The 22,367-nt window shown below is 73.1% G+C and carries 19 protein-coding genes and 1 pseudogene; 7 read left to right on the forward strand and 13 right to left on the reverse strand.

Annotated features, from left to right (window positions below; genetic code table 11):
- The 3 genes from NFU81_RS31190 to NFU81_RS31200 all read left to right on the forward strand — a co-directional run.
- Positions 1-865: helix-turn-helix transcriptional regulator (locus NFU81_RS31190; RefSeq protein WP_251497449.1), on the forward strand; the 865-nt coding region annotated here is incomplete at its 5' end.
- 134 nt (positions 866-999) lie between these two features.
- Positions 1,000-1,587 carry a TetR/AcrR family transcriptional regulator gene (locus NFU81_RS31195; protein ID WP_251497453.1) on the forward strand — a complete coding sequence of 196 codons (588 nt, stop codon included), beginning with the start codon at positions 1,000-1,002 and terminating at the stop codon, positions 1,585-1,587.
- 151 nt (positions 1,588-1,738) lie between these two features.
- Positions 1,739-2,536 carry an SDR family NAD(P)-dependent oxidoreductase gene (locus NFU81_RS31200; RefSeq protein WP_251497456.1) on the forward strand — a complete coding sequence of 266 codons (798 nt, stop codon included), beginning with the start codon at positions 1,739-1,741 and terminating at the stop codon, positions 2,534-2,536.
- 4 nt (positions 2,537-2,540) lie between these two features.
- On the opposite strand, the gene NFU81_RS31205 is transcribed toward NFU81_RS31200, so the two are convergent.
- A complete protein-coding gene (locus NFU81_RS31205) occupies positions 2,541-4,022 on the reverse strand; it encodes a glycosyltransferase family 39 protein (protein WP_251497459.1) in 1,482 nt (493 codons plus the stop codon).
- 963 nt (positions 4,023-4,985) lie between these two features.
- Here NFU81_RS31205 and NFU81_RS31210 point away from each other — a divergent pair.
- A complete protein-coding gene (locus NFU81_RS31210) occupies positions 4,986-8,372 on the forward strand; it encodes a lectin (protein ID WP_251497462.1) in 3,387 nt (1,128 codons plus the stop codon).
- 369 nt (positions 8,373-8,741) lie between these two features.
- Here NFU81_RS31210 and NFU81_RS31215 read toward each other — a convergent pair whose 3' ends face one another.
- Complete coding sequence (locus NFU81_RS31215; RefSeq protein ID WP_251497465.1) at positions 8,742-9,011, reverse strand: hypothetical protein; 270 nt, start codon at positions 9,009-9,011, stop codon at positions 8,742-8,744.
- 154 nt (positions 9,012-9,165) lie between these two features.
- Positions 9,166-9,564, reverse strand: a complete 399-nt coding sequence (locus NFU81_RS31220; protein WP_251497468.1) for an ArsR/SmtB family transcription factor — start codon at positions 9,562-9,564, stop codon at positions 9,166-9,168.
- A 103-nt stretch (positions 9,565-9,667) separates the two neighbouring features.
- On the opposite strand from NFU81_RS31220, the gene NFU81_RS31225 reads away from it, so the two are divergent.
- Positions 9,668-11,626 carry a heavy metal translocating P-type ATPase gene (locus NFU81_RS31225; protein WP_251497471.1) on the forward strand — a complete coding sequence of 653 codons (1,959 nt, stop codon included), beginning with the start codon at positions 9,668-9,670 and terminating at the stop codon, positions 11,624-11,626.
- A gap of 20 nt (positions 11,627-11,646) precedes the next feature.
- On the opposite strand, the gene NFU81_RS31230 is transcribed toward NFU81_RS31225, so the two are convergent.
- Positions 11,647-12,036, reverse strand: a complete 390-nt coding sequence (locus tag NFU81_RS31230) for a MerR family transcriptional regulator (RefSeq protein WP_251497474.1) — start codon at positions 12,034-12,036, stop codon at positions 11,647-11,649.
- 121 nt (positions 12,037-12,157) lie between these two features.
- On the opposite strand from NFU81_RS31230, the gene NFU81_RS31235 reads away from it, so the two are divergent.
- Positions 12,158-13,231 carry an alkene reductase gene (locus tag NFU81_RS31235; RefSeq protein WP_251497477.1) on the forward strand — a complete coding sequence of 358 codons (1,074 nt, stop codon included), beginning with the start codon at positions 12,158-12,160 and terminating at the stop codon, positions 13,229-13,231.
- A gap of 113 nt (positions 13,232-13,344) precedes the next feature.
- Here the strand turns inward: NFU81_RS31235 and NFU81_RS31240 are convergent, their stop codons facing one another.
- The 5 genes from NFU81_RS31240 to NFU81_RS31260 all read right to left on the reverse strand — a co-directional run bounded on the left by NFU81_RS31240 (position 13,345) and on the right by NFU81_RS31260 (position 16,462).
- Positions 13,345-14,184: a hypothetical protein gene (locus NFU81_RS31240; RefSeq protein ID WP_251497480.1), complete on the reverse strand. Its 840-nt coding sequence runs from the start codon at positions 14,182-14,184 to the stop codon at positions 13,345-13,347.
- 185 nt (positions 14,185-14,369) lie between these two features.
- A complete protein-coding gene (locus NFU81_RS31245; protein ID WP_251497483.1) occupies positions 14,370-14,948 on the reverse strand; it encodes a hypothetical protein in 579 nt (192 codons plus the stop codon).
- A 177-nt stretch (positions 14,949-15,125) separates the two neighbouring features.
- Positions 15,126-15,539: a PIN domain-containing protein gene (locus NFU81_RS31250; protein WP_251497486.1), complete on the reverse strand. Its 414-nt coding sequence runs from the start codon at positions 15,537-15,539 to the stop codon at positions 15,126-15,128.
- Entirely contained in the window at positions 15,536-15,799 is a 264-nt protein-coding gene (locus NFU81_RS31255; RefSeq protein WP_251497489.1) for a CopG family transcriptional regulator, read from the reverse strand. The genes NFU81_RS31250 and NFU81_RS31255 overlap by 4 nt, the downstream gene beginning before the upstream one ends.
- Before the next feature lie 108 nt (positions 15,800-15,907).
- On the reverse strand, positions 15,908-16,462 hold the full coding sequence (locus tag NFU81_RS31260) for a hypothetical protein (protein ID WP_251497492.1): 555 nt from the start codon (positions 16,460-16,462) through the stop codon (positions 15,908-15,910).
- Positions 16,463-16,707: 245 nt separating this feature from the next.
- On the opposite strand from NFU81_RS31260, the gene NFU81_RS31265 reads away from it, so the two are divergent.
- Positions 16,708-17,973 (forward strand): MFS transporter, encoded by a 1,266-nt coding sequence (locus NFU81_RS31265; RefSeq protein WP_251497495.1) that lies wholly within the window; start codon positions 16,708-16,710, stop codon positions 17,971-17,973.
- Positions 17,974-18,099: 126 nt separating this feature from the next.
- Here NFU81_RS31265 and NFU81_RS31270 read toward each other — a convergent pair whose 3' ends face one another.
- The 4 genes and pseudogenes from NFU81_RS31270 to NFU81_RS31285 form a co-directional block, all read right to left on the reverse strand.
- Positions 18,100-19,035 (reverse strand): quinone oxidoreductase family protein, encoded by a 936-nt coding sequence (locus tag NFU81_RS31270; RefSeq protein WP_251497498.1) that lies wholly within the window; start codon positions 19,033-19,035, stop codon positions 18,100-18,102.
- Between the two features lie 39 nt (positions 19,036-19,074).
- Positions 19,075-20,214: a glycine amidinotransferase gene (locus NFU81_RS31275; RefSeq protein ID WP_251497501.1), complete on the reverse strand. Its 1,140-nt coding sequence runs from the start codon at positions 20,212-20,214 to the stop codon at positions 19,075-19,077.
- Positions 20,215-20,336: 122 nt separating this feature from the next.
- Positions 20,337-21,698 carry a preATP grasp domain-containing protein gene (locus NFU81_RS31280; RefSeq protein WP_251497504.1) on the reverse strand — a complete coding sequence of 454 codons (1,362 nt, stop codon included), beginning with the start codon at positions 21,696-21,698 and terminating at the stop codon, positions 20,337-20,339.
- A gap of 143 nt (positions 21,699-21,841) precedes the next feature.
- Positions 21,842-22,363, reverse strand: a pseudogene (locus tag NFU81_RS31285) (MaoC family dehydratase); the annotation flags it as partial.
- Between the last annotated feature and the right edge of the window lie 4 nt (positions 22,364-22,367).

Here is a 22,367-nt window from a genome sequence, read left to right on the forward strand (position 1 = left end):
CCCCGGCTCCGCGCCCGGGGCCGCGGCCGCCCGGCGCCACCTCACCCGGCGGCTCGCGTCCGTCCTGCGCGACGCGGGCGATCTGCCGCGGGCCCGCGAACTGGCCCTGTCCGCCCTGGCGGAGGAGCTGGGCGGCGGCGACGCGCCGGTCCCGGTTCCGGCCGTCGGGGGAGACGGTGCGGCGGGCGCGGGTCCAGGCGGTGACGGTCCGCCCGGGGGGCGCGGCGCGCTGCTCGCACGCTACGTCCTGGCCACCGTCCGCTGGCGGGAGCACGACTCGGCGCAGGCCCGAGCGCTCTTCGCCGACGCCGCCGAGCAGATCGGCACCCTGCCGGAGTCCGCACCCGAGCGCCCGGAGTGCCTGGAACTCCTGGCGATCACCCTTCACGCATGGCGCCGCGTCACCGACTGGCGCCGGCTGACCGCGACCCTGGCGCTGGCCGACCACCTGCGCCGCCAGACCGGCCGGCCCCGCCCGAAGCCGCTGCGGGACCTGGTCGCCCCGATCCTCGCCGCCGCCGCCCAGGAGCTCACCGCCGCCGAGTACGCCCGGGCCGTCCGCTCCGGTCCGGGGCTGCCCTGGCAGACCCCCCTGCGGCTGATCCCGTCCGACCCTCCGGCGCCGCCACCGCCCCCGGCGCCGGCCCCCGCCCAGGAGCCCGACGTCCCCACCGGCGTCGCGACCGCCCTCACCAAGCGCGAGCTGGAGGTCGCCCTGCTGGTGGCCGAGGGCATGACGAACCGCATCATCGCCCGCGAGCTGGGCATCGCCGAATGGACCGTGGTGAACCACCTCCGCAAGGTGATGCGCAAGCTCGGCTGCCAGTCCCGCGTCCAGGTCACCCGCCGCCTGTCCAGCCCCTGACCCCGCGGGTTCAGGGGCCCGACCGAGAATGGACCGCCTGGTTCACACCAGAGACCAGGGCGGGGCCGCCGGCGGGCGGTTCTGCGGCCGCATGAGTGGACCATGAGGTCCAGCCGGGTGCGACAATGGACCGCATGAACCGAGGTATCACCGCCAAAGGCCTGGCGACCCGGCAGCGCATCGTGGTCGCCGCCGCCCTGCTGGCACGGGAGAAGGGTGCCGCGGAGACCACGCTCGACGACGTGCGCGCGGCGACGTCCACCAGCAAGAGCCAGCTCTTCCACTACTTCCCCGACGGCCGCGCCGACCTGCTCGTGGCCGTCGCGGAACACGAGGCCGACCAGGTCATCGAGGCGCAGCAGCCCTACCTCGGCGACCTCGCGACCTGGGAGTCCTGGCAGGGCTGGAGCCGTGCGGTGCTGGCCCACTACGCGGAGCTGGGCGAGCGCTGCCCGCTGAGCAGCCTCACCTCCGAGCTGGGCAAGTCCTCGCCCGAGGCGCGTGCCGTGGTCGGTGCGCTGTTCGCCACGTGGGAGGCCGCGCTACTGCGCGGCACCATGGCGATGCTCCCGGACCGGGTGGCGGCCGTCCGGCAGGCCAGGAGCATCCTGGCGGCGGTCCAGGGCGGCGTCGCGATGCTCCAGGGTACGGGCAGGACCGAGTACCTCGAAGCCGCCCTCGCCGCCGCGATCGCCCCCTTGAAGACCGGGGCCGCGGCCTAGCCCAACTCTGGACTTGCCAGTCCAGTCTTTTTGGTGCACGGTGGTGTGAGGCAGCGCCGCGCCGGACCCGTCAGGGTCCGCGTCGGCCAGGCCCCACCTGTCCACCCGCGCTCGCGCCCCGCGGGAGCGCGCATCAGAAGGAAGCAGCCCGATGGCATCGGATTTCGAAGGCAAGCGCGCACTGGTCACCGGTTCGAGCAGCGGCCTCGGCGAGGAGATCGCCCGGCGGCTGGCGGCGGAGGGCGCGTCCGTCGTCGTCCACGGCCGGGACGCCGCCCGTACCGAGGCGGTCGCCAAGAGCGTCAGGGACGCCGGCGGGGACGCGTCGGTCGCCATCGGCGACCTCGCCACCGACGAGGGCGCGGACGCGGTCGCCGCGGCGGCGCTCGCCGGCGGCCCGGTGGACATCCTGGTCAACAACGTCGGCGTCTACGACCCCAGCCTGAGCTGGACCACCGTGTCGGCCGCCGACTGGGCCGACATCTACAACGTCAACGTGATCTCCGGGGTGCGCATGATCCAGCGCCTCGTGCCGGCGATGCGCGAGCGCGGCTGGGGCCGGGTGATCCAGATCAGCAGCGTGACCGGCCACCGCCCGCAGGCCAGCCAGCCCCACTACGCCGCCACCAACGCCGCCCGCAGCAACCTCGCCGTCTCGCTCAGCCGCGAACTGCGGGGCACGGGCGTCACGTCGAACGCGATCGCCGCCGGCGGCATCCTCGTCCCCAACTCCGTTGACCACCTGGTCTCCATGGGCAGGGAGCAGGGCTGGGGCGAGACCTGGGACGAGATCGAGCCGAACCTCGTCGCCGCCCTCGGGCCCAACGACGTCGGCCGCATCGGACGGATGGACGAGTACGTCGGCATGGTCCTCTTCCTGGCCGGCCCGGCGTCCGGCTACGTCACCGGCGCGAACCTCCACGTCGACGGCGGCTGGCGCGACGCCTGACCGCTCATCCGGCGCGAGGGGCTCGACGTCCCGGCGCCTGGCGGTGCCCCCCTGCCGGCGGGGCGGCACCCGCGCTCCTCCGGCTCGGCGCTTTCGCGCCCGCCCGCTCGTAGACCGTCACCCTCCGGCCGCGCACCTGCCTGTCGGCCACCACGACGAAATAGTCCCTCAGCACCGCCATCTTCGCCCTGTCCCGCTTCGTGACCACCGGTTGCGCCACCGGGACGGCGTCCGTCACCAGCAGGATCCGCTGCTGCGCGAGCATCGCGGCCCGTATGCGGTCGGGTCCCGCCTCCACGCCCGCCAGGGTCGCCGACCTCTCCGGGCTCTCGGCCAGCGCGATGTCGCGCAGGCCGGAGAAGGCGCCGGGGGAGACGGACGCGGCATCGCGGCGCGTCGACGGGACGAAGACCACCGCGTTGCCTTCCTCCTTCATCCGCTGCACGTCGGACGCCATGGCCAGGACGTCGTCCACCCGGCTGGCCGGGGACCGCTCGGCGCGCGACTGCGGCAGCAGCGCCGCCAGCGCCACGGCGACGACGCCGGGGAGAACCACCGCCGACACCCTCGGGAAGCGGGGCCGCGCCGCCCGTGCCGCCGAGTCGACGGCCCCGCCGATGAGCAGCGCAAGCCCCAGCAGGCTGAAGAGGACGTACCGGTCGAGGAACAGTGGCTGCACGAAGGACAGCCCCACCAGGCCGAGTTGCGGCACCGCGAGCAGCGGCAGCCCCACCGTGGCCACCGACACCCGTCCCGCCCGGGGCCGTTCCGCGGCGGCGCATACCCCGCCGATCAGCAGCAGGACAGCGGGGCCGATCATCATGTGCCAGGTCAGCGGCGGTATCCAGGCCACCTGCTGTGACTGCCCGCGGCTGAAGAGGATCAGCGGCAGCACGCCCGCCGCGGCACCCACGGCCGCCGCCCCCCACCGCAGCCGCACCCCGCGCCCGGCCCTCGTCCAGACCAGCGTCGCCAGGTGGGCCGGCAGGATCAGCAGCGAGAGCCAGTTCAGCAGCCCGCACGCCAGGACGGCGCCGCCGTATCCGACCCAGTGCGCGGTACGGGCCTGCCCTCTGAGCACGGTCACCAGCAGCAGGGTCGCGAGGGCGGCCCCGGCCGCGACCAGCGCGTAGGACCGGCCTTCCTGGAGGTAGAACTGCACCGGCGGGAGCAGTCCCAGGGCCGATCCGGCCGCCAGCCCCGCGGTCCGCCCGGCCAGCCGGTCGCCCACCACCGCCAGGCAGCCCGCCGCCCCCGCCATCGCGAGCACCGACGGCAGCCGCAGCGTGGTCGTACTGGCCCCGAACACCTCGAACACCCCGTGCATCAGCAGGTAGTAGAGCCCGTGCACGACATCGTCGTTCCCCAGCGTGCGCCATATCTCGCCGGTGGGCCGCTGCGCCACCAGCCAGGTGGCGGCCTCGTCGCGCCACACGCTGTTCTGCCGGGAAAGCCCCCACCACCCCAGGCCCGTGGTCCACAGCACGGGAACCAGCCAGACGGGCAGGGCGGGGCGCCGCCGGTTTTCCGGCGCGGCCGCCGGCGCCTTTCCGCTCCGCGAGTAACGGCGCGTCGGCCGAGAGGTGGTGTCTGAGGGCAAGTGGATTCCCGGGGCGGGTCATGGAAGAACACGGAGTGCCGGAGAGCGGGGTTCCGGAGAGCGGGGTTCCGGAAAGCCGAGTGCCGGAAAGCGGAGTGCCGGAAAGGCGAATGGGCCGATCCCTGAGGGCGAAGCGTACGTGTCGTTGCCTGTCCACGGCGTCTCCCTTTGGTGGTTGGTGTGTTCGGATGCAATTCCCCTTGCGGCAGGAGTCATTGACGCCATCCGCCGATCATCGGCATGAATTCGCAGTTCTGCGTGGTGATGCGGGCACGTCGCCGCAGCCCCGTCCGTGTGCTCTGCGAATTCCGTTTGCCGCTGGTGAACTCGCACGGGATTCATAGTGATTTCTCTCACCGGGCCGTATGTCAACCAAATGGCCGGGAGGCGCGTCAGCCTCTCAGTTCGGCGCGGCGCGTAGTAACGCGCGTCAACCGGCTTCACTTCGATCGGACTCGTAGCCACGGCAACCCCCGGGAGTAGCTGGAACACCCTCTTGCTCACTCAAAGCTATCGACTTGCTCACGCAGTGTCACTGCCTCGAACGGGTGATCGTACGTTCACGCGATTGCCGCCTCGCGGTGAGCGCGGTCGCCTCGCTCGGCGAGCGAGGCGCCGCGGACCGCCGTCCGCCAGACGGGTGGAACACGCACCCGACTCGTGCACGAGCATTGACATGGCCTCGCCATTCACGTTTGACTCGTCGCTCGTGCAGGCCTGGCAACGTTGTCATCGCTTCGCCCCAGCCTCCTGGGCCACAGAGGGCGAAACGCGTGCCGCCGTTGCCGGCCGAGGACGCCATCAGTCCTCCCTGGGCACCCGTGCGCACGAATCGCGGAGGCAGTCTCGATGATTCCCTTGCGTCGCCCGGACCACCCTCGCCCCAGCGGCCGTTCCCGGACCGGCGGTGCCGCGCTGCGGCGGCTCGCCGTGGTCGGGTCCCTGCTGAGCCTGGCGGCCCTCCCGCTGCAGTCCCTGGAGAGCGCGTCGGCCGCCGCGGCGCCGTCGCCGGTCACGGACCCGGCGTCCCTCGTCAACCCGCTGATCGGCACCTCGGGCGCGGTCAACACCTTCCCCGGCCCCGACGTGCCGTTCGGAATGATGCAGTGGGGTCCCGACACGACCCCGCACCGCGCCCAGGGCGGCGGCTACGAGTACGACAGCACGAAGCTCTCCGGCTTCAGCCTCACCCACGTCTCGGGTCCCGGCTGCGACGTCGCGGGCGACGTGCCGATCCTGCCGGTCTCAGGGGCGCTGTCCGGCAACCTGTCCGACACCACTGCGCAGTTCGCGCACAGCGACGAGAAGACGGCCATCGGCTCGTACACGGTGACCGACGCCTCCGGCGTCACCACCGAGCTGACCGACACCACCCGCGCGGGCCTGGGCCGCTTCACCTTCCCCGCCGGCTCGGACGGCAACCTGCTGCTCAAGCTGAGCGGCGGCGCCACGCAGGTGGACGGGACGCGGGCCAAGGTGGTCAGCGACCGCGAGGTGAGCGGCTCGGTCGACAGCGGGCACTTCTGCGGTGCGGGCAACCGCTACACCCTCCACTTCGACATCAGGTTCAACCGCCCCTTCGCGGCCAGCGGCACCTGGGTCGGCAGCACCGTCAACCCCGGCGCGAAAGCGCTGACGGCGGGCCGTACCGCCGCTCCGGCAGCGAGCGCGGGCCGCAACGGCAGCGCGCTGAAGGAGCAGGGCTTCACGGTGCCCGCCTCGCCCTCCCCGGTCGTGCACCCGGCGGGAGCCAAGGGAACCGCGGCATCGGCGGCCGCCAGTGCCCCCGTCACCGGCGCCAACGGGATGTACCTGACCTTCGACACCGCGTCCTCAGCCGCGGTGACCGCGGCCGTCGGCATCTCGTACACCAGCGACGACAACGCCTCCGCCAACCTCTCCACGGAGATCAGCGGCTGGAACCTCGACAAGTTGCGCACCGCAAGCCATGACGCCTGGAACGGCGTCCTCGGCCGTATCGCGGTCGGCGGCGGCAGCCACGACCAGCAGGTGCAGTTCTACACCGCGCTCTACCACGCGCTGCTGCATCCGAACGTCTTCTCCGACGACAACGGCCAGTACATGGGCATGGACAACCAGGTCCACCGGCCGGCGAAGGGCCAGAAGGCGCAGTACGCCAACTACTCGGGCTGGGACACCTACCGCTCGCAGACCCAGCTGATGGCCGTCGTCGCCCCGAAGGTGACCGGCGACATCGTCACCTCGATGCTCAACGGCTACGACCAGACGGGCCTGTTGCCCAAGTGGGCCTCGAACAACGGCGAGAGCTACGTCATGGTCGGCGACCCCGGCACCTCGATCATCGCCGACGCCTACGCCTTCGGGGTGCGCAACTTCGACTCCGCGCACGCCCTCGAAGCCATGAAGCACCAGGCGACCACGCCCAACCAGGACCGCCCCGGCGAGGCCGTACGCGCCGCCAAGGGCTACCTCCCGCTGGACGAGAACGACTACGGCTGCTGCAACTTCTACGGCCCGGTGTCCACCCAGCTGGAGTACGACAGCGCCGACTACGCGCTGGCCTCGTTCGCCAAGTCGCTGGGCAGCACCGCGGACTACACGGCCTTCGCCACCCGCGCCCAGGACTGGATGAACGTCTTCAACCCGCAGACCGGCTACATGCAGGGCCGCAACAAGGACGGCAGCTTCGCCGGCGGCTTCACCCCCGGCACCTCCAACGGGTTCGTCGAGGGCACCTCGGCGCAGTACACCCCGATGGTCCCGTTCGACCTCAGCCAGCTGATCACCGCCCGCGGCGGCTCGGCGGCGTACGCCTCGTACCTCGACAGCCTGCTGGACGACATCACCGAGCCCGGCGGCACCGACGCGGACCTCTCCAACGAGCCGAGCCTGGAGATCCCCTGGGAGTACGACTACCTCGGGCAGCCTTGGAAGACCCAGGCCGCGGTGCGGCAGGCGCAGACGAAGCTCTACTTCAACGCCCCGGTGGGCTCGTTCGGCAACGACGACCTGGGCGCGATGAGTTCCTGGTACGTCTGGTCGTCGCTGGGCATGTACCCCGAGACGCCCGGCACGGACACCCTGGCGCTGGGCAGCCCGGCCTTCCCGGTCGCCAAGGTCACCTTCGGCAACGGCAAGCAGGTCACGATCAACGCCCCGCAGGCCGCGCCGGACGCCCCCTACGTGCAGGCGCTCGACGTCAAGGGCAAGGAGTGGAACGCCGCCTGGCTGACCTTGGACCAGTTCCGCTCGGCCACGTCGATGGACTTCGCGCTCTCCACGCAGCCGAGCACCTCGTGGGCGACCGGCCCCGACGCCGCTCCGCCGTCCGACACCACCGGCGGCGAGCGGGTGCTGGCCGCGACCGGCCCGACCAGCGACGGCCTCATCGTCGCCCCGGGCGCGAGCGGTGACGCGACGCTGCGGCTGACCAACCTCGGCAGCAAAGCCGCCACCGTCGACTGGACGGCGACCGCGCCGGACGGCGTGACCGTGGACACCTCCGCCGGCTCGCTGACCGTGCCGCCGTCGGGCTCCGCGCAGGCGCAGGTCCCGGTCACCGCGGGCGCCACGGAGGGCGCGTACTCCGTCGACTTCGCGCTCACCGACCACACCAGCGGCGCGGACCTGGGAGGCGCCACCCTGCGGGTGGCCGTCGCGCAGCCCGGCGCGCTGTGGCCTTACGAGTCGAACGAGGGCGTCTACGCCGACGGCACCCACTTCAGCGGCGGGTTCGACGACGGCGGCTGGGCGTACTCGCAGAACGCCCTGACCGCCGCGGGCGTCACCAGCGGCGGCAAGGTCACCGCGGACGGGATCACGTACACCTGGCCCACCACCGCCGCGGGCCGCCCCGACAACCTGGAGGTCAGCGGGCAGACCATTCCCCAGCCGGCAGGCTCCTCCGGCGCCTTCCTCGGCCTGCTCGGCGCCGCCGCCAACGCGCCGACCGACGGCAGCGGCGTCCCCGGCGAGCTGACCGTCACCTACACCGACGGCAGCACCGCCAAGGCGACCGTGGCCTTCTCCGACTGGACCCTCAACGGCGGTGCCCGCCAGCCCCTTCCGGGCAACACCGCGGCAGCCACCACCGCCTACCGCAACACCGGCAGCGGCGGCCGGGACACCGTCAAGGCGTACGTCTTCTCGGTGAAGGTGCCGCTCGACCCGGCCAAGACGGTGGCGTCCCTGACCCTCCCGGTCACCGGCGCCTCCGGCACGGTCCACCTGTTCGCCTTCGGCTACGGGAGCTGAGCCCCGCCGTACCGCCCGGGGCCGCGCAGGTCCCGGGCGGTACGGCCCCCGCGCGGCGAGATCCGCCGGACCTCGGCCGGGCGCGGTTGGCGGCGCAGGAATGGGTACGCGCACCGTATGACCGAAGCTGCGCACACGCACATGACCCCCGACCTCCCACCAGCAGTCAAGGCCCCGGACCTGCCAGGCGCCGTACGGAGCGACGGCGACCGCCGAAAGCGCAGACCGAGCCACGAGGACAAGCCCCCCGCACCCGCCAGGCGTCCCGCCGGCCCCCGGCCGACGTCCTGAAGCACCGCTGCCGGCGCCCGCCGCTGCCTCGTGGCGGCGGCGGGCGCCTGCTGTGCTGAAACGCCCGTCGGTCAGGCGCTAGTGGGAAGCCGCGGGTTCGTGGTGGCCGCGGTGGATGAGGACGGCGGCGTCGACCGCCGCGACGACGAAGAGCACCGCGCAGATCGCCGCGAGGATGGAGAGCGACGCGCTGCCGTCCGGGCCGGCGCCCGACGCCCACCAGGCCAGCAGGCCGGACGCGATGAGCAAGACCGGCGCGCAGATCAGGGAGAGCATGACGCGCGGGTCGCGGGCCGACTGGGCCTGCACGGGCTCGGTGCCCGAGCGGCGGTTGGCGGTTGTGGTCACGGGGCAGCTCCTTCGCTCCGGGGGCCGGGGACCGGCGCACCTCAGCTGGGCTCTGCTGGCGCGGACCGCAGACGGGCATCCCCGGGCGACGCGCCCTTTTTGCCAGGCTACGCCCGATTGGCGGCGCGCGTCCGCCCACCGGAACTGCCGGAGCCTACGGTGCCGCCTGCGCCTGCGCCTGCGCCTGCGGCCCGGCGACCGCGTCGGTGACGCCGAGGCGCAGGTGCTCGACGTGGTAGAGGGCCTGGTCGAGCAGCTGGGCGACGTGGTCGTCGTGGAGGGCGTAGACGACGGAACGGCCGCGCCGGGTGCCGGTGACCAGGCCGAGGTTGCGCAGTAGCCGGAGCTGGTGGGAGCAGGCGGACTGCTCCATGTCGACGGCGGCGGCCAGTTCGGTGGCGGGCAGCGGGCCTTCGCGCAGCCGGGCGAGGATCAGCAGCCGGGAGGGCGTGGCCAGGGCCTGGAGGGTGGCGGCGACCTTCGGCGCGTTCTGCGGGGTGAGCGCGGCGCGTGGTACGGCGTTCTCGGTCGGCGTGCTCGCTCCGTGGCCCATGAGCTCATTCTATGGATATGAACGAATGAATGGCTGTTCAAGTATTCCTGTACGGTGGGTGGCTCCTCCGGTCCGACGCACCGCACGAAGGGCTCGTCCTGCCATGTCCACCACCGAGACCAAGCCCCCCGAGCCCCGGCCCGCCCCGCCCCCGGCGCCCCGGCGGCGTACCCGGGTGCTGGCGCTGCCGGAGGCCCGCTGGGCGCTGGCGGCCCTGGTGCTCTTCCTGGCCGCCCTGCCGCTGGACCTGGCAGGCGCCCCGGCGTGGACGTGGGGGCCGCTGTACGCCGCCGCCTACGCCGCCGGTGGCTGGGAGCCGGCCTGGGCCGGGCTCGGAGCGCTGCGGGACAGGACGCTCGACGTCGACCTGCTGATGGTGGTCGCCGCGATCGGCGCCGCCGCCATCGGGCAGGTGCTGGACGGCGCGCTGCTGATCGTGATCTTCGCGACGTCCGGCGCCCTGGAGGCGCTGGCCACCGCTCGCACCGCGGACTCGGTGCGCGGCCTGCTCGACCTCGCACCGGCCACGGCGACCCGGATCAGCGACGGCGGAGCCGAGGAGGCCGTGGCCACCGACCGGCTGGCGGTCGGCGACACGATCCTGGTGCGGCCCGGCGAGCGGATCGGCGCCGACGGCCGGGTCCTGGACGGCGCAGGCGACGTCGACCAGGCCACCATCACCGGCGAACCCCTGCCGGTGGCCAAAGGCCCGGGCGACGAGGTCTTCGCCGGCACCCTGAACGGCACCGGCGCGCTGCGGGTGAAGGTCGACCGCGACCCCGCGGACTCGGTGATCGCCCGGATCGTGGCCATGGTCGAGGAGGCCTCCAGGACCAAGGCCCCGACGCAGCTCTTCGTCGAGAAGGTCGAGCAGCGCTACAGCCTGGGCATGGTCGCCGCCACGATCGCCCTGTTCGCGGCCCCGCTGCTGTTCGGCGCCGCCCTGCAGCCGACGCTGCTGCGGGCCATGACGTTCATGATCGTCGCCTCGCCCTGCGCGGTGGTGCTGGCCACGATGCCGCCGCTGCTGTCGGCGATCGCGAACGCCGGACGCCACGGCGTCCTGGTGAAGTCCGCGGTCGTCATGGAGCGGGTCGGGCAGGTCGACGCGGTGGCGTTCGACAAGACCGGCACCCTGACCGAGGGCACCCCGCGCGTCACCGACGTCCGCCCGCTGGCCGGGTCCGGCCTGGACGCGGCGGCCCTGCTGCGGCTGGCCGCCGCGGCCGAGCACGCGAGCGAGCACCCGCTGGCCCGAGCGGTCGCCGACGCCGCGCGCGGCCTGGACGTCCCCCCCGCCGCCGACTTCGCCTCCACCCCGGGCGTCGGCGTCACCGCCACCGTCGAGGGCCGGACCGTCGCGGTCGCCAACCCCGCCCGCCTGCCGGACGCGGCAGCGGGCCGGGCCGCCGCCGAGGTCGTCGCCGGGCTGGAGGACGAGGGCCGTACGGCGGTCCTGGTGCTGGTCGACGGCACGGCCGCCGGGGTGCTGGGCATCGCCGACCGGCTGCGGGAGGAGGCCGCCGGCACGGTGGCCGCACTGACCGCGCTGACCGGTACGAGCCCGTTCCTGGCCACCGGCGACAACCCGCGTGCCGCCGCCCGCCTGGCCGCCGAGGCCGGCATCGCCGACGTACGCGCCGGGCTGCTGCCGCAGGACAAGGCGGCCGCCGTCCGGGAACTGGCGGAAACCGGGCGGAAGGTGCTGGTGGTCGGCGACGGCGTCAACGACGCGCCCGCACTGGCCGCCGCCCATACCGGCATCGCCATGGGCCGGGCCGGCTCCGACCTCGCGCTGGAGACCGCCGACGCCGTCGTCGTCCGCGACGAACTGGGGACCGTCCCGACCCTCGTGAGCCTGTCGCGGGCCGCCCGGCGCCTGGTGGTCCAGAACCTGGTGATCGCCGGCGTGTTCATCACCGGCCTGGTCGTCTGGGATCTGGCAGGCCGCCTCCCCCTGCCGCTCGGCGTCGCGGGCCACGAGGGCTCCACCGTCATCGTCGGCCTCAACGGCCTGCGCCTGCTGGCCGACAGCGCCTGGCGGCGGGCCCGCCCGGCGTAACCGTCGGCAGGTCCTGCCCGTCAGGCGGCGGGCGCGCAGGCCCGCTGCTCCTCCTGCGCCTGCTGGCCGTTGCGCGCAACCTCCATCGTCGCGTCCAGCGCGTCGCGGGTACTGATCAGCAGCGCGATGTGGGACGAGAGCTTCTCGCGCTCCTGGGCCATCCGTTCGAGCGCGGCCCGCGAGTTCTCGATGCTCGGCGAGTCCACGCAGGGCAGCAGCTCATGGATGGTGCGGCTGGACAGTCCGGCGGCATACAGGCGCTGCAGGAAGAGGACCCGCCCGACGTCGCCCTCCTGGTAGTGGCGCTGCCCGCTGGGGCTGCGCTCGCTCGTCAGCAGGGCCTGCTCCTCGTAGTACCGCAGGGACCTGACGCTGACGCCGCTGCGCCGTGCGAGCTCTCCGATGCGCATTCCGCCACTCCTCGCGTGGTGCCGCTGTGACGTGCGCCACGCCACTTGCCTCTCACATCAATGTCAGGTTTTAGCGTAACCAGTGGCCCGGACATGGGAACCGAACACGAAGGAGTCCCTCATGACGACGCTGCTCAGCGGCTACCGCCTCGGCGAGCTGGCCCTGCCCAACCGCGTGGTGATGGCACCGATGACGCGGGGGCGCGCCACCCCTGACGGCCACGCCACGCCGTCCATGGCCACGTACTACGCCCAGCGCGCCACGGCCGGGCTGCTGGTGACCGAGGGGGTGCAGCCGAGCCTGATCGGCCAGTCCAACCCCGGCACCCCGGGGCTGCACACGGACGCGCAGACCGCCTCCTGGCGGCAGGTCACCGACGCCGTGCACACCAACGGCGGCCGCGTCTTCGCGCAGTTGATGCACGGCGGCCGCGTCTCGCACCCGGACACCACAGGCCTGCAGCCGGTCGGCCCCTCGGCCGTACCTGCCGCCGGCGCGGTGTTCACCCCCACCGGCCCGCAGCCCGCGCCGGTGCCGCGCGCCCTGGAGACCCACGAGGTGCCCGAGCACGCCGAGTCCTACGCGCAGGCCGCGCGGCGCGCAGTCGAGGCGGGCTTCGACGGGGTCGAACTGCACGGTGCCAACGGATACTTGATCTCGCAGTTCCTCTCCTCGAACGCCAACCTGCGCAGCGACCGCTACGGCGGCCCCGTCACCGGCCGGATCCGCTTCGCCGTCGAGGCCGCGGCCGCCACCGCCGACGCGATCGGCGCGGCCCGCACCGGCATCCGCCTCTCGCCGGGCGGCACCTTCTGGGGCGTCCAGGAGAGCGACATCCCCGAGCTCTACGCGGCGCTGCTGACCGAACTCGCGCGCCTCGACCTCGCTTACGTGCACATCGAGGCCACGGCGGACGAGCCGACGCTGGTGGCGCTGCGGCACGCCTGGCCCGGCGCGCTCATCGTGAACCCGGCCCTCCCGCTGTCCCCGAAGCAGGCCGACCGCGCCGCCGCCGACCACTGGCTCGGCCTCGGCGCCGATCTGATCAGCTTCGGCCGCGCCTTCCTCGCCAACCCCGACCTCGTCGACCGCCTCCGCACCGGAGCACCGATCGCCCCGGCCGACGAGTCCACCTTCTACACCGGCGGCGACGCGGGCTACCTCACCTACCCGACGCACCAGTACGCCGCGTAGCCGCAGCCTCTCGTGACGCAACGCCGACCGGCCTGCCGCCCGTCTTCCGCAGCGACGGCGGGGGGCCGGGCTGTCCCGGCCCCCCGCTTCGGCGTCGTGGAAGTCGCGGTGCGTCAGGGCTTCTTCGGCTCCAGGGTGATCGGCGGAATGCCGGGGGTGGTGGGCAGCAGACCGGGAAAGCCGTTGGCACCAGGTGTGACGGGGTCGGGCTTGCGGACCGGGCGGCCGGCGCTGTCGCAGACCTCAGGCGCGGACGGCGGGGCGAGTTGGGAGTACGCGACGCGCTTGGTCGGGAACGAGATCTGCTGGCCGATGAGCCCGCCGGTGGTGATGTCGGTCGGCAACTCCCGCTCGGTCAGCGGCTTGCCGACGTAGATCGCCCACATGTACCCGACGCAGGGGGTCGTGGCGCCGGAGGCCGCGCTCTTCGGCGCGTAGACGTTCCGCACCGACCGCCCGTCGACCCGCACCTGGCTCCGGGCCAGCGAGGCGGTGGTGAAGGCGTACTTCGGCGTGCCGCCGTCCGCCACGGAGCCGTTGCCGGCCGCCCGGTAGGTGACCTTCCAGTACTGCACCTGGACGGTGACCGGAGAGCACAGCGGCCCGTCGAAGCCGGCCGAGGACTTGTCGAACCGGACATGGCCCCACTTGCCGTCGGTCCAGGTCGTGGAGCCGATCTGCCCGAACTTCACCCATTCCGCCGCCTGCGTGTCGGACCACCCGCGGTCCTGGTGGCAGCCGCCGGGCCCGGTCGGGTACACGGGCGACGGCGGGGCGTGCACGGACGGCGAGGCGGACGACGCGGCCGCGGACGGCGACGCGGCCGTGACCGAGGGGTCCGGCGACGGTGCGGCGTCGTCGCCCCCGCCGCCCGAACACCCGGTCACCAGCAGCCCCGCCGCGACGAGGACGGCGGCTGGCAGGCCGCGGGCAGGGCCGTACAGCCGGTTCATGCGCATTCCCCCTGATACCCCCGGAAGCAGGCGGCCCCTCGCCGCCCGGCTCGTCTCACGCGCCCGCCCGCACGGCGGCGACCGGGTCCGGCCATTCTTCCATTCGCGCGGCGCCGCGCATGGCCCGAACTCACTTTGTGCCGAGCTGAATTGGGCCAGCCCGGCACACCGCCGCAGGCTCCCGGTCAGGCCTCGGGCACCCACTCCGTCGGCGGGGGCAGCCGGCTGTAGTGAACGCCTCTGCCGCTGTAGAAGGCGAGGTGCAGGGTCTCGCCGTCGAGCTCGATCTCCAGGGGCGGCGGGTTGGGCACCCCGGCGATCGGGTGGCGGACGCCGTCGACGTGGACGCGATCCCCCTTGACGTTCCAGGCGTCGGCGTAACTCTGGGCGCGTTCACGGGTCCAGGGCCGCCGCAGCTTGCGGGGAGTGGCCGGGTCGTGGTCGTAGCCGTTGAGGCCGCGGACGAGGCCCTCGCTGTAGACGCCCTTGACCCGGAAGTTCTCCAGGTCGTCGACGCGCAGGATCATGTTGACGTAGCGGCGGGTGTTCCCCCGGTGCCGCCCGACCGCCCGCACGCGCCGCCAGCCCGGGTCCCAGGGGACAGGCGGAATCCACAGCAAGGCCCCTGCCGCGAAGTGCTTGGTGCCCCGCTGGAGTTCCAGCCCGAACTCCCCGCGGGCGATCTCCTGCGACACATTGGCCACCAGGCACCACCCCAACAACCCGTCCGGTACGTCGTCTTCGCTCACCTCTGCGTCTGCCACGCGCAAATCATCGCGCCTGGCCAGGCACGTGCGAAAGCCGTTATCGCGCGTGTGAGCACCTGGGTGCGGAGAGCAGCAGGAGGAGAACAGGCCCGTCTGATCCGCGGGATGGGACAGGGTGCCCGCTGCCTCTCGACGCGAACGACGGACGTGATCGTCGCTCGGGACCGGTGAGGATCAGACTTTGATGACGGTGGCGTGCCCGTCGCACAGGGCCGCGAGGTCATCCGGGTCGGAGGTCAGAATCGTGACCGGGCCGGGGGCGGCGAGGGCGGTGGCGCTGAGCATGGCGTCGATGGCGTACTTGTGGCCGTGCAGCCCGGCGCCGGCGAGGAGGGCGGCGGCATGGCGGGCGACGGGCTCGGTGACCGGTTCGACGATGAGGCGGGCCAGCGTCCACTCCAGGGCCGGACGGTTGATCCGCGGGTGGACCACCTCCACCAGCGTGGCCGCCGACGTGATCACCCGGAGATCGTCGGCTCGGGCGAGTGCGAGCCATCCCGTGACGGATCGGTCACGCAGAACGGCCTTCGCGAGCCCCTCGCTGTCCAGGACCAGCGTGCCGCCGGGAGCGGCCGGAGAGCGGCTCACGCGGCGTTCGCCCCGCCCGGTGTCTGCTGCTGCCGGGCCTGATGGAGCTGGTCGCGCAACGCCTGGACCTCCTCGTCGGTGACGGGGCCGTGCTCGGCCTCGGCGACGCCGATGAGCTCGTTGAGGTTGTCGCGCTCGATCTGCCGGGCGACGGCGGCGGCGACATAGGCGGACAGGCCGGAGGGGCCGCTGCGGGCCTTGGCGGCCTCGGCGATATCGCGCGGCATGGTGATCGAGTACTTGCCGGTGGGCTCACTCATGCTACTCATCTTACCGCGAATCCTCCCGAGGCCGCGTTCCCCTGAGCGCGGAGGAGTTCCTCCGCGGGACAGCCGTAGTCTTCCCGGCTTTCGGCAGGTCCCTGCACGTCAGGGCTCCTCGTCGTCGAACTCCTCGACGCTCGGCGGCAACCACGACTGCCGCGCACGGTCCGCCCGCCAGGCCTCCTCCACCTTGGCCATGGCGGCGGGGTGTTGGCATTCGGCGGTGTGCGCGGGTATCACCACGTCGTCCGGCAAGGACTCGAACCCGCTGACCCGGACCGCGATCTTCGCCACGGGGTGGGCCGAGTGCCGAGCGGGGAGCGTCACCACGCGCCACCAGTACCGCCGCGGCACTTCCTTGGCCCGTGCGGGGACGATCGAGAGGTTCACCCACCGGTCGTAGTTGGTGGGCATCGTGCGCACTTCCATCCCGCACCTGGGACACCCGGCAGGCTCGATCCACCCGACGTCATCGGGATCGGGTTCGGGTCTCGGCGGGTCCGTGGCGTCGTCGATCTCCGCCAGCTCGTTGGCCAACCGGTTCCAACACCGGTCACACCGAACGACGTCCAGCGGTATGACCCCCCGCTCGTACGCCTCCCGTCCCGGGTCGCGGCACTCCTCGCACACAAGCTCCTGGTCGGTGCGTTCTCTGCCCATACGTTCGAGTGTGAGCACCTGGGTGCGGAGAGTAGTAGGGCGAGAACAGGCCCATCTGGTCCGGGAGATGGGGGCGAATCTCGTTCCGGGGCTCCGTCCGACCCCGTCGCACTAGGCGGAGGGGTTCGGCGCCCGGCATACTCGCGTGAGCGGCATGCCGCCGGCGGCGGGTACGGGGAGTGGTGCCGGGCCGACGGCAGGGGACGTTCAGCTGCGGTACCGGAAATCCTGCGGAGGGACCCGGCATGGGCATGAGGAACACGCTGCTCGACGTCGCCCCGTTACGGTCGTCACCCGCATTCAGGCGGCTGTGGGCCGGACAGGCCCTCTCCGGGTTCGGCAGCCAGATGTCGCTCGTGGCCGTGCTGTACCAGGTCTGGCAGAAGACCGGCAGTACGGTCTGGACCGGCGCTGTCGGACTGGCGCAGGCGCTTCCGCTCACCGTGCTCGGGCTCTTCGCCGGCACGCTGATCGACCGGGTGGACAGGCGAAAGTTCTATCTGGCCACGACGAGCGGGCAGGCCCTGTGCGCGCTGCTGCTGGCGCTCCAGGGATTCCTCGGGCACGTACCCCCGGGCGGGTTGCTGCTTCTGGTCACGGTGCAGTTCTGTTTCGTCGCCGGCAGCGGTCCCGCCTCACGCACCTTCGTCCCCCGGCTGCTCCCCGCGCACCAGCTGTCCGCCGGGCTCGCACTGAACCGCATCTCCTTCCAGAGCGCCATGCTCCTCGGGCCGGCCGCGGGCGGCCTGCTCATCGGCGGCGTGGGCGTCGGCGGCTGCTACTCGGCCGACGCACTCACCTTCGCCGCGGCGATCTACGGCGCCCTGGGCCTGCCCCCGATGCCGGCCACCCGCGACGCCACGCGGCCGGGGCTCAGCGGCGTCAGGGACGGTCTGGCCTTCGTGGTCCGCACCCCGGTCATCCGGGGAGCGCTTCTCACCGACCTCGCCACCACCGTGCTGTCGATGCCGGTCAGCCTCTTCCCGCTCATCAACGAGGAGCGCTTCGGCGGAAATCCGCGCACGCTGGGGCTGTTCCTGTCCGCGATAGCCGTCGGCGGGGTCGCCGCGTCCGTCCTCTCCGGAGCCTTCACCCGGCTTCCGCGCCCCGGCCTGGTGATGCTCGGCGGATCTGCCTCCTGGGGCGGCGCACTCGTGCTGTTCGGCCTCACACCGCTGGCCTGGCTCGGCCTCGGCTGCCTCGTGCTGGCAGGCGCGGCCGACACCGTCTCCGTGGTGACCCGCGGCGCGATCGTTCAGCTGCACACCCCGGACGAACTCCTGGGCCGGGTCGCGGCCGCCGAGCAGATCGTCGGACAGGCCGGACCCGACCTCGGCAATATGGCGGGCGGCCTCGTGGCGGCCGCCACGACAGGCGTGACGGCCCTGATCGGCGGCGGCCTGGCCTGCATCTGCGCCGTGACGTGGATCGGGACGGCCACGCCGGGACTTCGCAGGCTCCAGGCACCCGCTCCGCAGCCGGCGGCACCCGCCGACCCGCAGGTGGCGTGATCCGGTACCGCCGCCGGGCGTACGACCCGCGGGCAACTGAACGTGCCACGCCGCGTCCTGGCTGCCGGCCGGCACGACCCGCCGCCGGGGCCACCGCCCGCCAAGCCCGCCTGCCAAGCCCGCACGTCAAGCCCGCACGTCGACCAGAACCTTGCCCATCGTCTCGCGTGCCGCCATCGCCGCGTGGGCCGCGCCCACCCCGGCGAGCGGTACGACCCGGTCGATCCGGGCGGTCAGCAGTCCGCGGCTCGCCAGCGTGAAAAGCACCTGCGAGGCCCGCGCGAACACCGCAGGTGCCGCCAGGATCTGCCGCATCCACAGCCCGTGCACGCCCACGGACCTGCCGGTCAGGTCGTCGAGGGCCACCGTGTCGGAGGCCCCGCCGCGCGCGCCCACCGACACCAGCCGGCCGAACGGGGCCACGGCGGCCAGACCCGCCCGCAGCGCCGGGCCGCCGACCGAGTCGAGGTAGAGGTCGACGCCGTCGGGCAGCGCCTCGGTCAGCTCCTCGGGCCGGGCGACCGCCACGTGCGCGCCCAGGGAGCGTGCGAACGCCTGCTTCTGCGGGGTCGACGCGATGGCCGCCACCGGACCGGCGCCGAGCGCGAGCGCCAGCTGCACGGCGAGGTGCCCCACTCCGCCGGCCGCGGCGGTGACCGCCACGCTGTCACCCGGCCGCAGCCGCCCGGCGGTGACAAGGGCGCCGTACGCGGTGCACCCCTGCTCCAACAGGCCCACCGCCTGCATGTCGTCGATGTCCTCGGGGACCTCCACCGCATACGCGTCGCGTACGGCGGCCACCTGGGCGTACCCGCCGCCTTCGCGCAGCAGCGCGACAACCCGGCGCCCGTCGGAACGGCGCCGCCCGACCACGTCGGCGCCGAGAACGGCGGGGAGCCGCGGCGGCGCGTACACCCCCTCCCGGATCTCCAGGTCGGCGAAGTTGAGTCCGGCGAGGCTGACGTCGATGACCGACTCGCCCTCGCCGGCCTCGGGTTCCGGCACCGTCTCGGGCCGCAGTTCCTCGGGCCCGCCGAAGCCCCGCAGCACCACGGCCCGCATGGTCGTCCTCCTTCGGTCGTGGCGCGGACGCCGGGTCGCTCAGTAGTCGAGGTAGTCCTCGGGTCCCGAGCCCTCGCGCACGGTGTCGAGGGTGAAGCAGTGCAGGCCGCCGCCGAACAGCCGGCGGTGCCGGTGGCGCACCGGGACCACGGTGAAGCCGCGGCCTTCCAGGGTGCGGGCCAGTTCCGGACAGGCGGCGTTGACCATCACGGTGTCCGGCGACACCGACAGCACATTGAGGTCGATGTAGCGGCTGGTGAGGATGAGATCGCCGTCGTCGTAGTCCGGGAAGTTGTTGTCCTCGGGCTCGGGCGGGAAGATCATGTCCCATCGCTGGAGTGCCTTGGGAAGCTGCTCGGCGACATCCGGGGTGCGCACCAGCAGCAGACCGGGCCGCAGCGCCAGGACGGTGCTGTCGATGTGGCTGTCCGCGAGCCGGTGCAGCCGGTGGACGCGGAAGCGCCCCTCCAGGTGTCGTTCCAGCCAGTCGCAGCCCAGGGCGTGGTTGGCGTTGGAGACGTTGACGAACACGTCCCGGCCCAGCCGCAGGCACTGCGCCCCGTCGATCATCATCTCGAACCCGGTGTCGTACGGCGAGGGCCGGGGATCGGTGATGGTCTCGAAGAGGGAGCCCTTGTCCGCCTCGGCCACGTAGGACAGGTCGAAGGACGCGTCGGTCATCATCGGGCGGGGCATCACCGTCCAGCGTCCGCCGCGGCGGAAGTACTCGGCGTAGACGGGCTTGAGGAACTGCGTCTCGAAGTAGCGCGAACGGACCAGCGGAGGGGTCTCGATGATCTCGTCGCCGAACACGATGCTGTTGTCACGGATGTTGAGCGGCGGGACGACGGCGGCGGCGAAGGCGGGCGTGTGCACCTCACCGGTCGCGGCGTCGAGTGGCAGCGGACGGTGGACGGTGATCGAGAGCTGGGCGAAGGTGTCGGCCATCTGTTCGACGTCCTCGCGCAACTCCTCCACGTAGCGCTGCTTGATGGGTGAGCGCCTCCCCGTGCCCGCCCCGGGGCTGACATGGCGCGGGTAGTAGATACGGCTGTAGGGCGTCTCGTCGTGGAAGAAGAGGTCGAAGGACAACTCCCTCGCGTGCGACGTGTAGTTGTCGGCGGACCCGAGGACCACCTCGCGCAGCGGAGACCAACTGTCGTAGCTGTTCAGGAGCATGGTTCGGCCTTCTCTCGGCGTCGGTTGCGGGTGGGGGCGCGGTAGGGGGCGGTGCGGTACGCCTGCGGTGGCGGGCACGGTTTCGGCGGCACGGCTCGACGGGCGGGCGGCGGTCGGTGTGTTCAGGACGCGGCCTTCGCCAGCAGCGGCACCAGCTCCGCCTGCCGCGCGCGGGCTCCGGTGACGTCGTCGGCGATGACGCAGTACATGACGGCGCCGGTCAGCGGCCCGAAGGCGTTCACCAGGACCACGCCGGTGCCGGACGCCGGGTCGAAGCCGAGCCCGGCCTCTTCGAGCGCGGCGGCGGTCGCGGGGAAGGGCGGAGCCGCGCACTCACCGCCCAGCAGGACCCGCCGCCGGCGCACCGCGGGGTCCAGCAGCCGCCCCGCCATGGCGGTGTGCAGATGAGTGGACCCGGTGATCCTGCCGTTGGCCTCGCAGAAGCGGATCTCGCCCCGCACGGTGACGTAGGCGTCCGCGCTGATCGTGCCCCGGTAGCCCAGGGCGCGATACGCCTCGCACAGGTGCCGGCCGACCGCGGTCAACTCGGCCGTGGCCTCGCCCGTCAGCCGAGCGGAGGCCGGGACGATCTCACCGACCACCACCGGGTCCGTCAGCATCTCGCCGGTGCCGGTCAGATCCACCCGATCGTCGGCGACCACGAACTCCGCGTACACGGGCACGGCGCCGACGTGGTACTGCTCGACCACCAGCCGGTGCCGTCCGCCCTCGGTCAGCCACGGCCAACGGTCCGCCACGTACGCGTCGATCGCCGGGCCGTCGGGCAGCAGCACGGCGCGGGGGGCACCCGCGGGCTCGACCCCGGGCGCCGGCGTCAGGATCTCGTTCCCCAGCCCGCCGCCGCCGAACTCGCGCTTGGCGATGGCGCAGTGGCCCTCGTCGAGGAGGGTGGCGATCGCGCGGACCGCCTCGCCGCGGTCGTTGACCACCGTGCCGCGCGCGATCGGCACACCCGCCCCCGCCGCCACCGCGCGGAAGGCCGCCTTGCTGTTGACCAGCGCACTTCCGCCCTGGGCGTGGAACGCCCAGCCCGGCAGCGCCGCCTCGGCACCGAGACGCCGGGCGAGGTCGGCCACCGTGGCATCCGGGTAGACCGGCGTGATCCGCAGCCCGGTCGGGGCCGCGGTCCGGCCGTGTTCTCCGGGTCCGTGCAGCGCTTCGCGCAGCGCGTCCTCCAACGCGGGGTCCGCCAACCGGTCCGGCGTCAGCAGCCCGGAGCCCAGCCGGCCGGGGGCGGGGGCCAGTACCGTGAACGAGCCACGCGGTGTTCCGGTCAGCGCCGTGACGTAGTCGGCGAACGCCTCGTCGGGGAGGGTCGGCAGGACCAGCACATCGCCTTCACGTGCCCACCACAGCAGGCGGTGGGCACCGTGACCGGCGGCTTCGCGGGACTGCTCGGACAGCGCGGTGAGGTCGCCGACCATCTCCTCGGTGCGGGTGTTGCCGATCAGCACGGTCCTCACGCCGGCTCCCCGGGTACGGCCGAGACCGTCCGCAGCGGCCCGGGCGAGTCCTCGGCGAGGTCGGGAGACCCGCCCGGGGCGCCGGTGGCCGTGCCGGTCCCGGCGCCGGGACCGCGGCCCTCCGCCGCGCCGCCGGCACTCGCCCTGCACGGCACCAGGAAGCTGCGCTCGTAGACCAGCACCACCTCGCCGGTGGACTTGGTCCCTGTCGTCCGGCAGGACACGATTCCCTCGCCGGGGCGGCTGCGCGAGAGCCGTTTGGTGAGGACCTCGCTCTGCGCGTAGAGGGTGTCGCCCGCGAAGACCGGTGCGGGCAGCCGGATGTGGTCCCAGCCGAGGTTGGCCAGAGCCCGGCCGCTGGTGCTGCGCACCGTCATCCCGCCGACGATGCTGAGCGTCACGAGGCTGGAGACCAGCGGCTTGCCCCAGGGCAGCGTCGCGCAGTGGGCGGCGTCGATGTGCAAGGGGGAGACGTTCATGGCCAGCATGCTCATCAGTACGTTGTCGGTCTCGGTGACCGTGCGCCCGGGGCGGTGCTCGATGACGTCGCCGACGGTGAACTCCTCGTAGCAGAAGCCCACCGACTCGCGGTACCGCCGCTCGCCGATCCGCTCGTAGCCCGTGGGCGCCGCCGCGGCCGGGTCCGTGGTGCGTACGTCGTCCATGCGT

It is taken from the genome of Actinacidiphila cocklensis, assembly GCF_907177275.1.
In the GTDB taxonomy this organism is placed as follows: Bacteria; Actinomycetota; Actinomycetes; order Streptomycetales; family Streptomycetaceae; genus Actinacidiphila; species Actinacidiphila cocklensis.

What these genes read in the sequence shown, in the direction of transcription:
- NFU81_RS31210 (WP_251497462.1), top strand. Translation starts at nt 4,986, where the DNA reads ATGATTCCCTTGCGTCGCCCGGACCACCCTCGCCCCAGCGGCCGTTCC.
- NFU81_RS31255 (WP_251497489.1), bottom strand. Translation starts at nt 15,799, where the DNA reads ATGAGTGAGCCCACCGGCAAGTACTCGATCACCATGCCGCGCGATATC.
- NFU81_RS31195 (WP_251497453.1), top strand. Translation starts at nt 1,000, where the DNA reads ATGAACCGAGGTATCACCGCCAAAGGCCTGGCGACCCGGCAGCGCATC.
- NFU81_RS31230 (WP_251497474.1), bottom strand. Translation starts at nt 12,036, where the DNA reads ATGCGCATCGGAGAGCTCGCACGGCGCAGCGGCGTCAGCGTCAGGTCC.
- NFU81_RS31265 (WP_251497495.1), top strand. Translation starts at nt 16,708, where the DNA reads ATGGGCATGAGGAACACGCTGCTCGACGTCGCCCCGTTACGGTCGTCA.
- NFU81_RS31200 (WP_251497456.1), top strand. Translation starts at nt 1,739, where the DNA reads ATGGCATCGGATTTCGAAGGCAAGCGCGCACTGGTCACCGGTTCGAGC.
- NFU81_RS31220 (WP_251497468.1), bottom strand. Translation starts at nt 9,564, where the DNA reads ATGGGCCACGGAGCGAGCACGCCGACCGAGAACGCCGTACCACGCGCC.
- NFU81_RS31260 (WP_251497492.1), bottom strand. Translation starts at nt 16,462, where the DNA reads ATGGGCAGAGAACGCACCGACCAGGAGCTTGTGTGCGAGGAGTGCCGC.
- NFU81_RS31225 (WP_251497471.1), top strand. Translation starts at nt 9,668, where the DNA reads ATGTCCACCACCGAGACCAAGCCCCCCGAGCCCCGGCCCGCCCCGCCC.
- NFU81_RS31270 (WP_251497498.1), bottom strand. Translation starts at nt 19,035, where the DNA reads ATGCGGGCCGTGGTGCTGCGGGGCTTCGGCGGGCCCGAGGAACTGCGG.
- NFU81_RS31235 (WP_251497477.1), top strand. Translation starts at nt 12,158, where the DNA reads ATGACGACGCTGCTCAGCGGCTACCGCCTCGGCGAGCTGGCCCTGCCC.
- NFU81_RS31240 (WP_251497480.1), bottom strand. Translation starts at nt 14,184, where the DNA reads ATGAACCGGCTGTACGGCCCTGCCCGCGGCCTGCCAGCCGCCGTCCTC.
- NFU81_RS31275 (WP_251497501.1), bottom strand. Translation starts at nt 20,214, where the DNA reads ATGCTCCTGAACAGCTACGACAGTTGGTCTCCGCTGCGCGAGGTGGTC.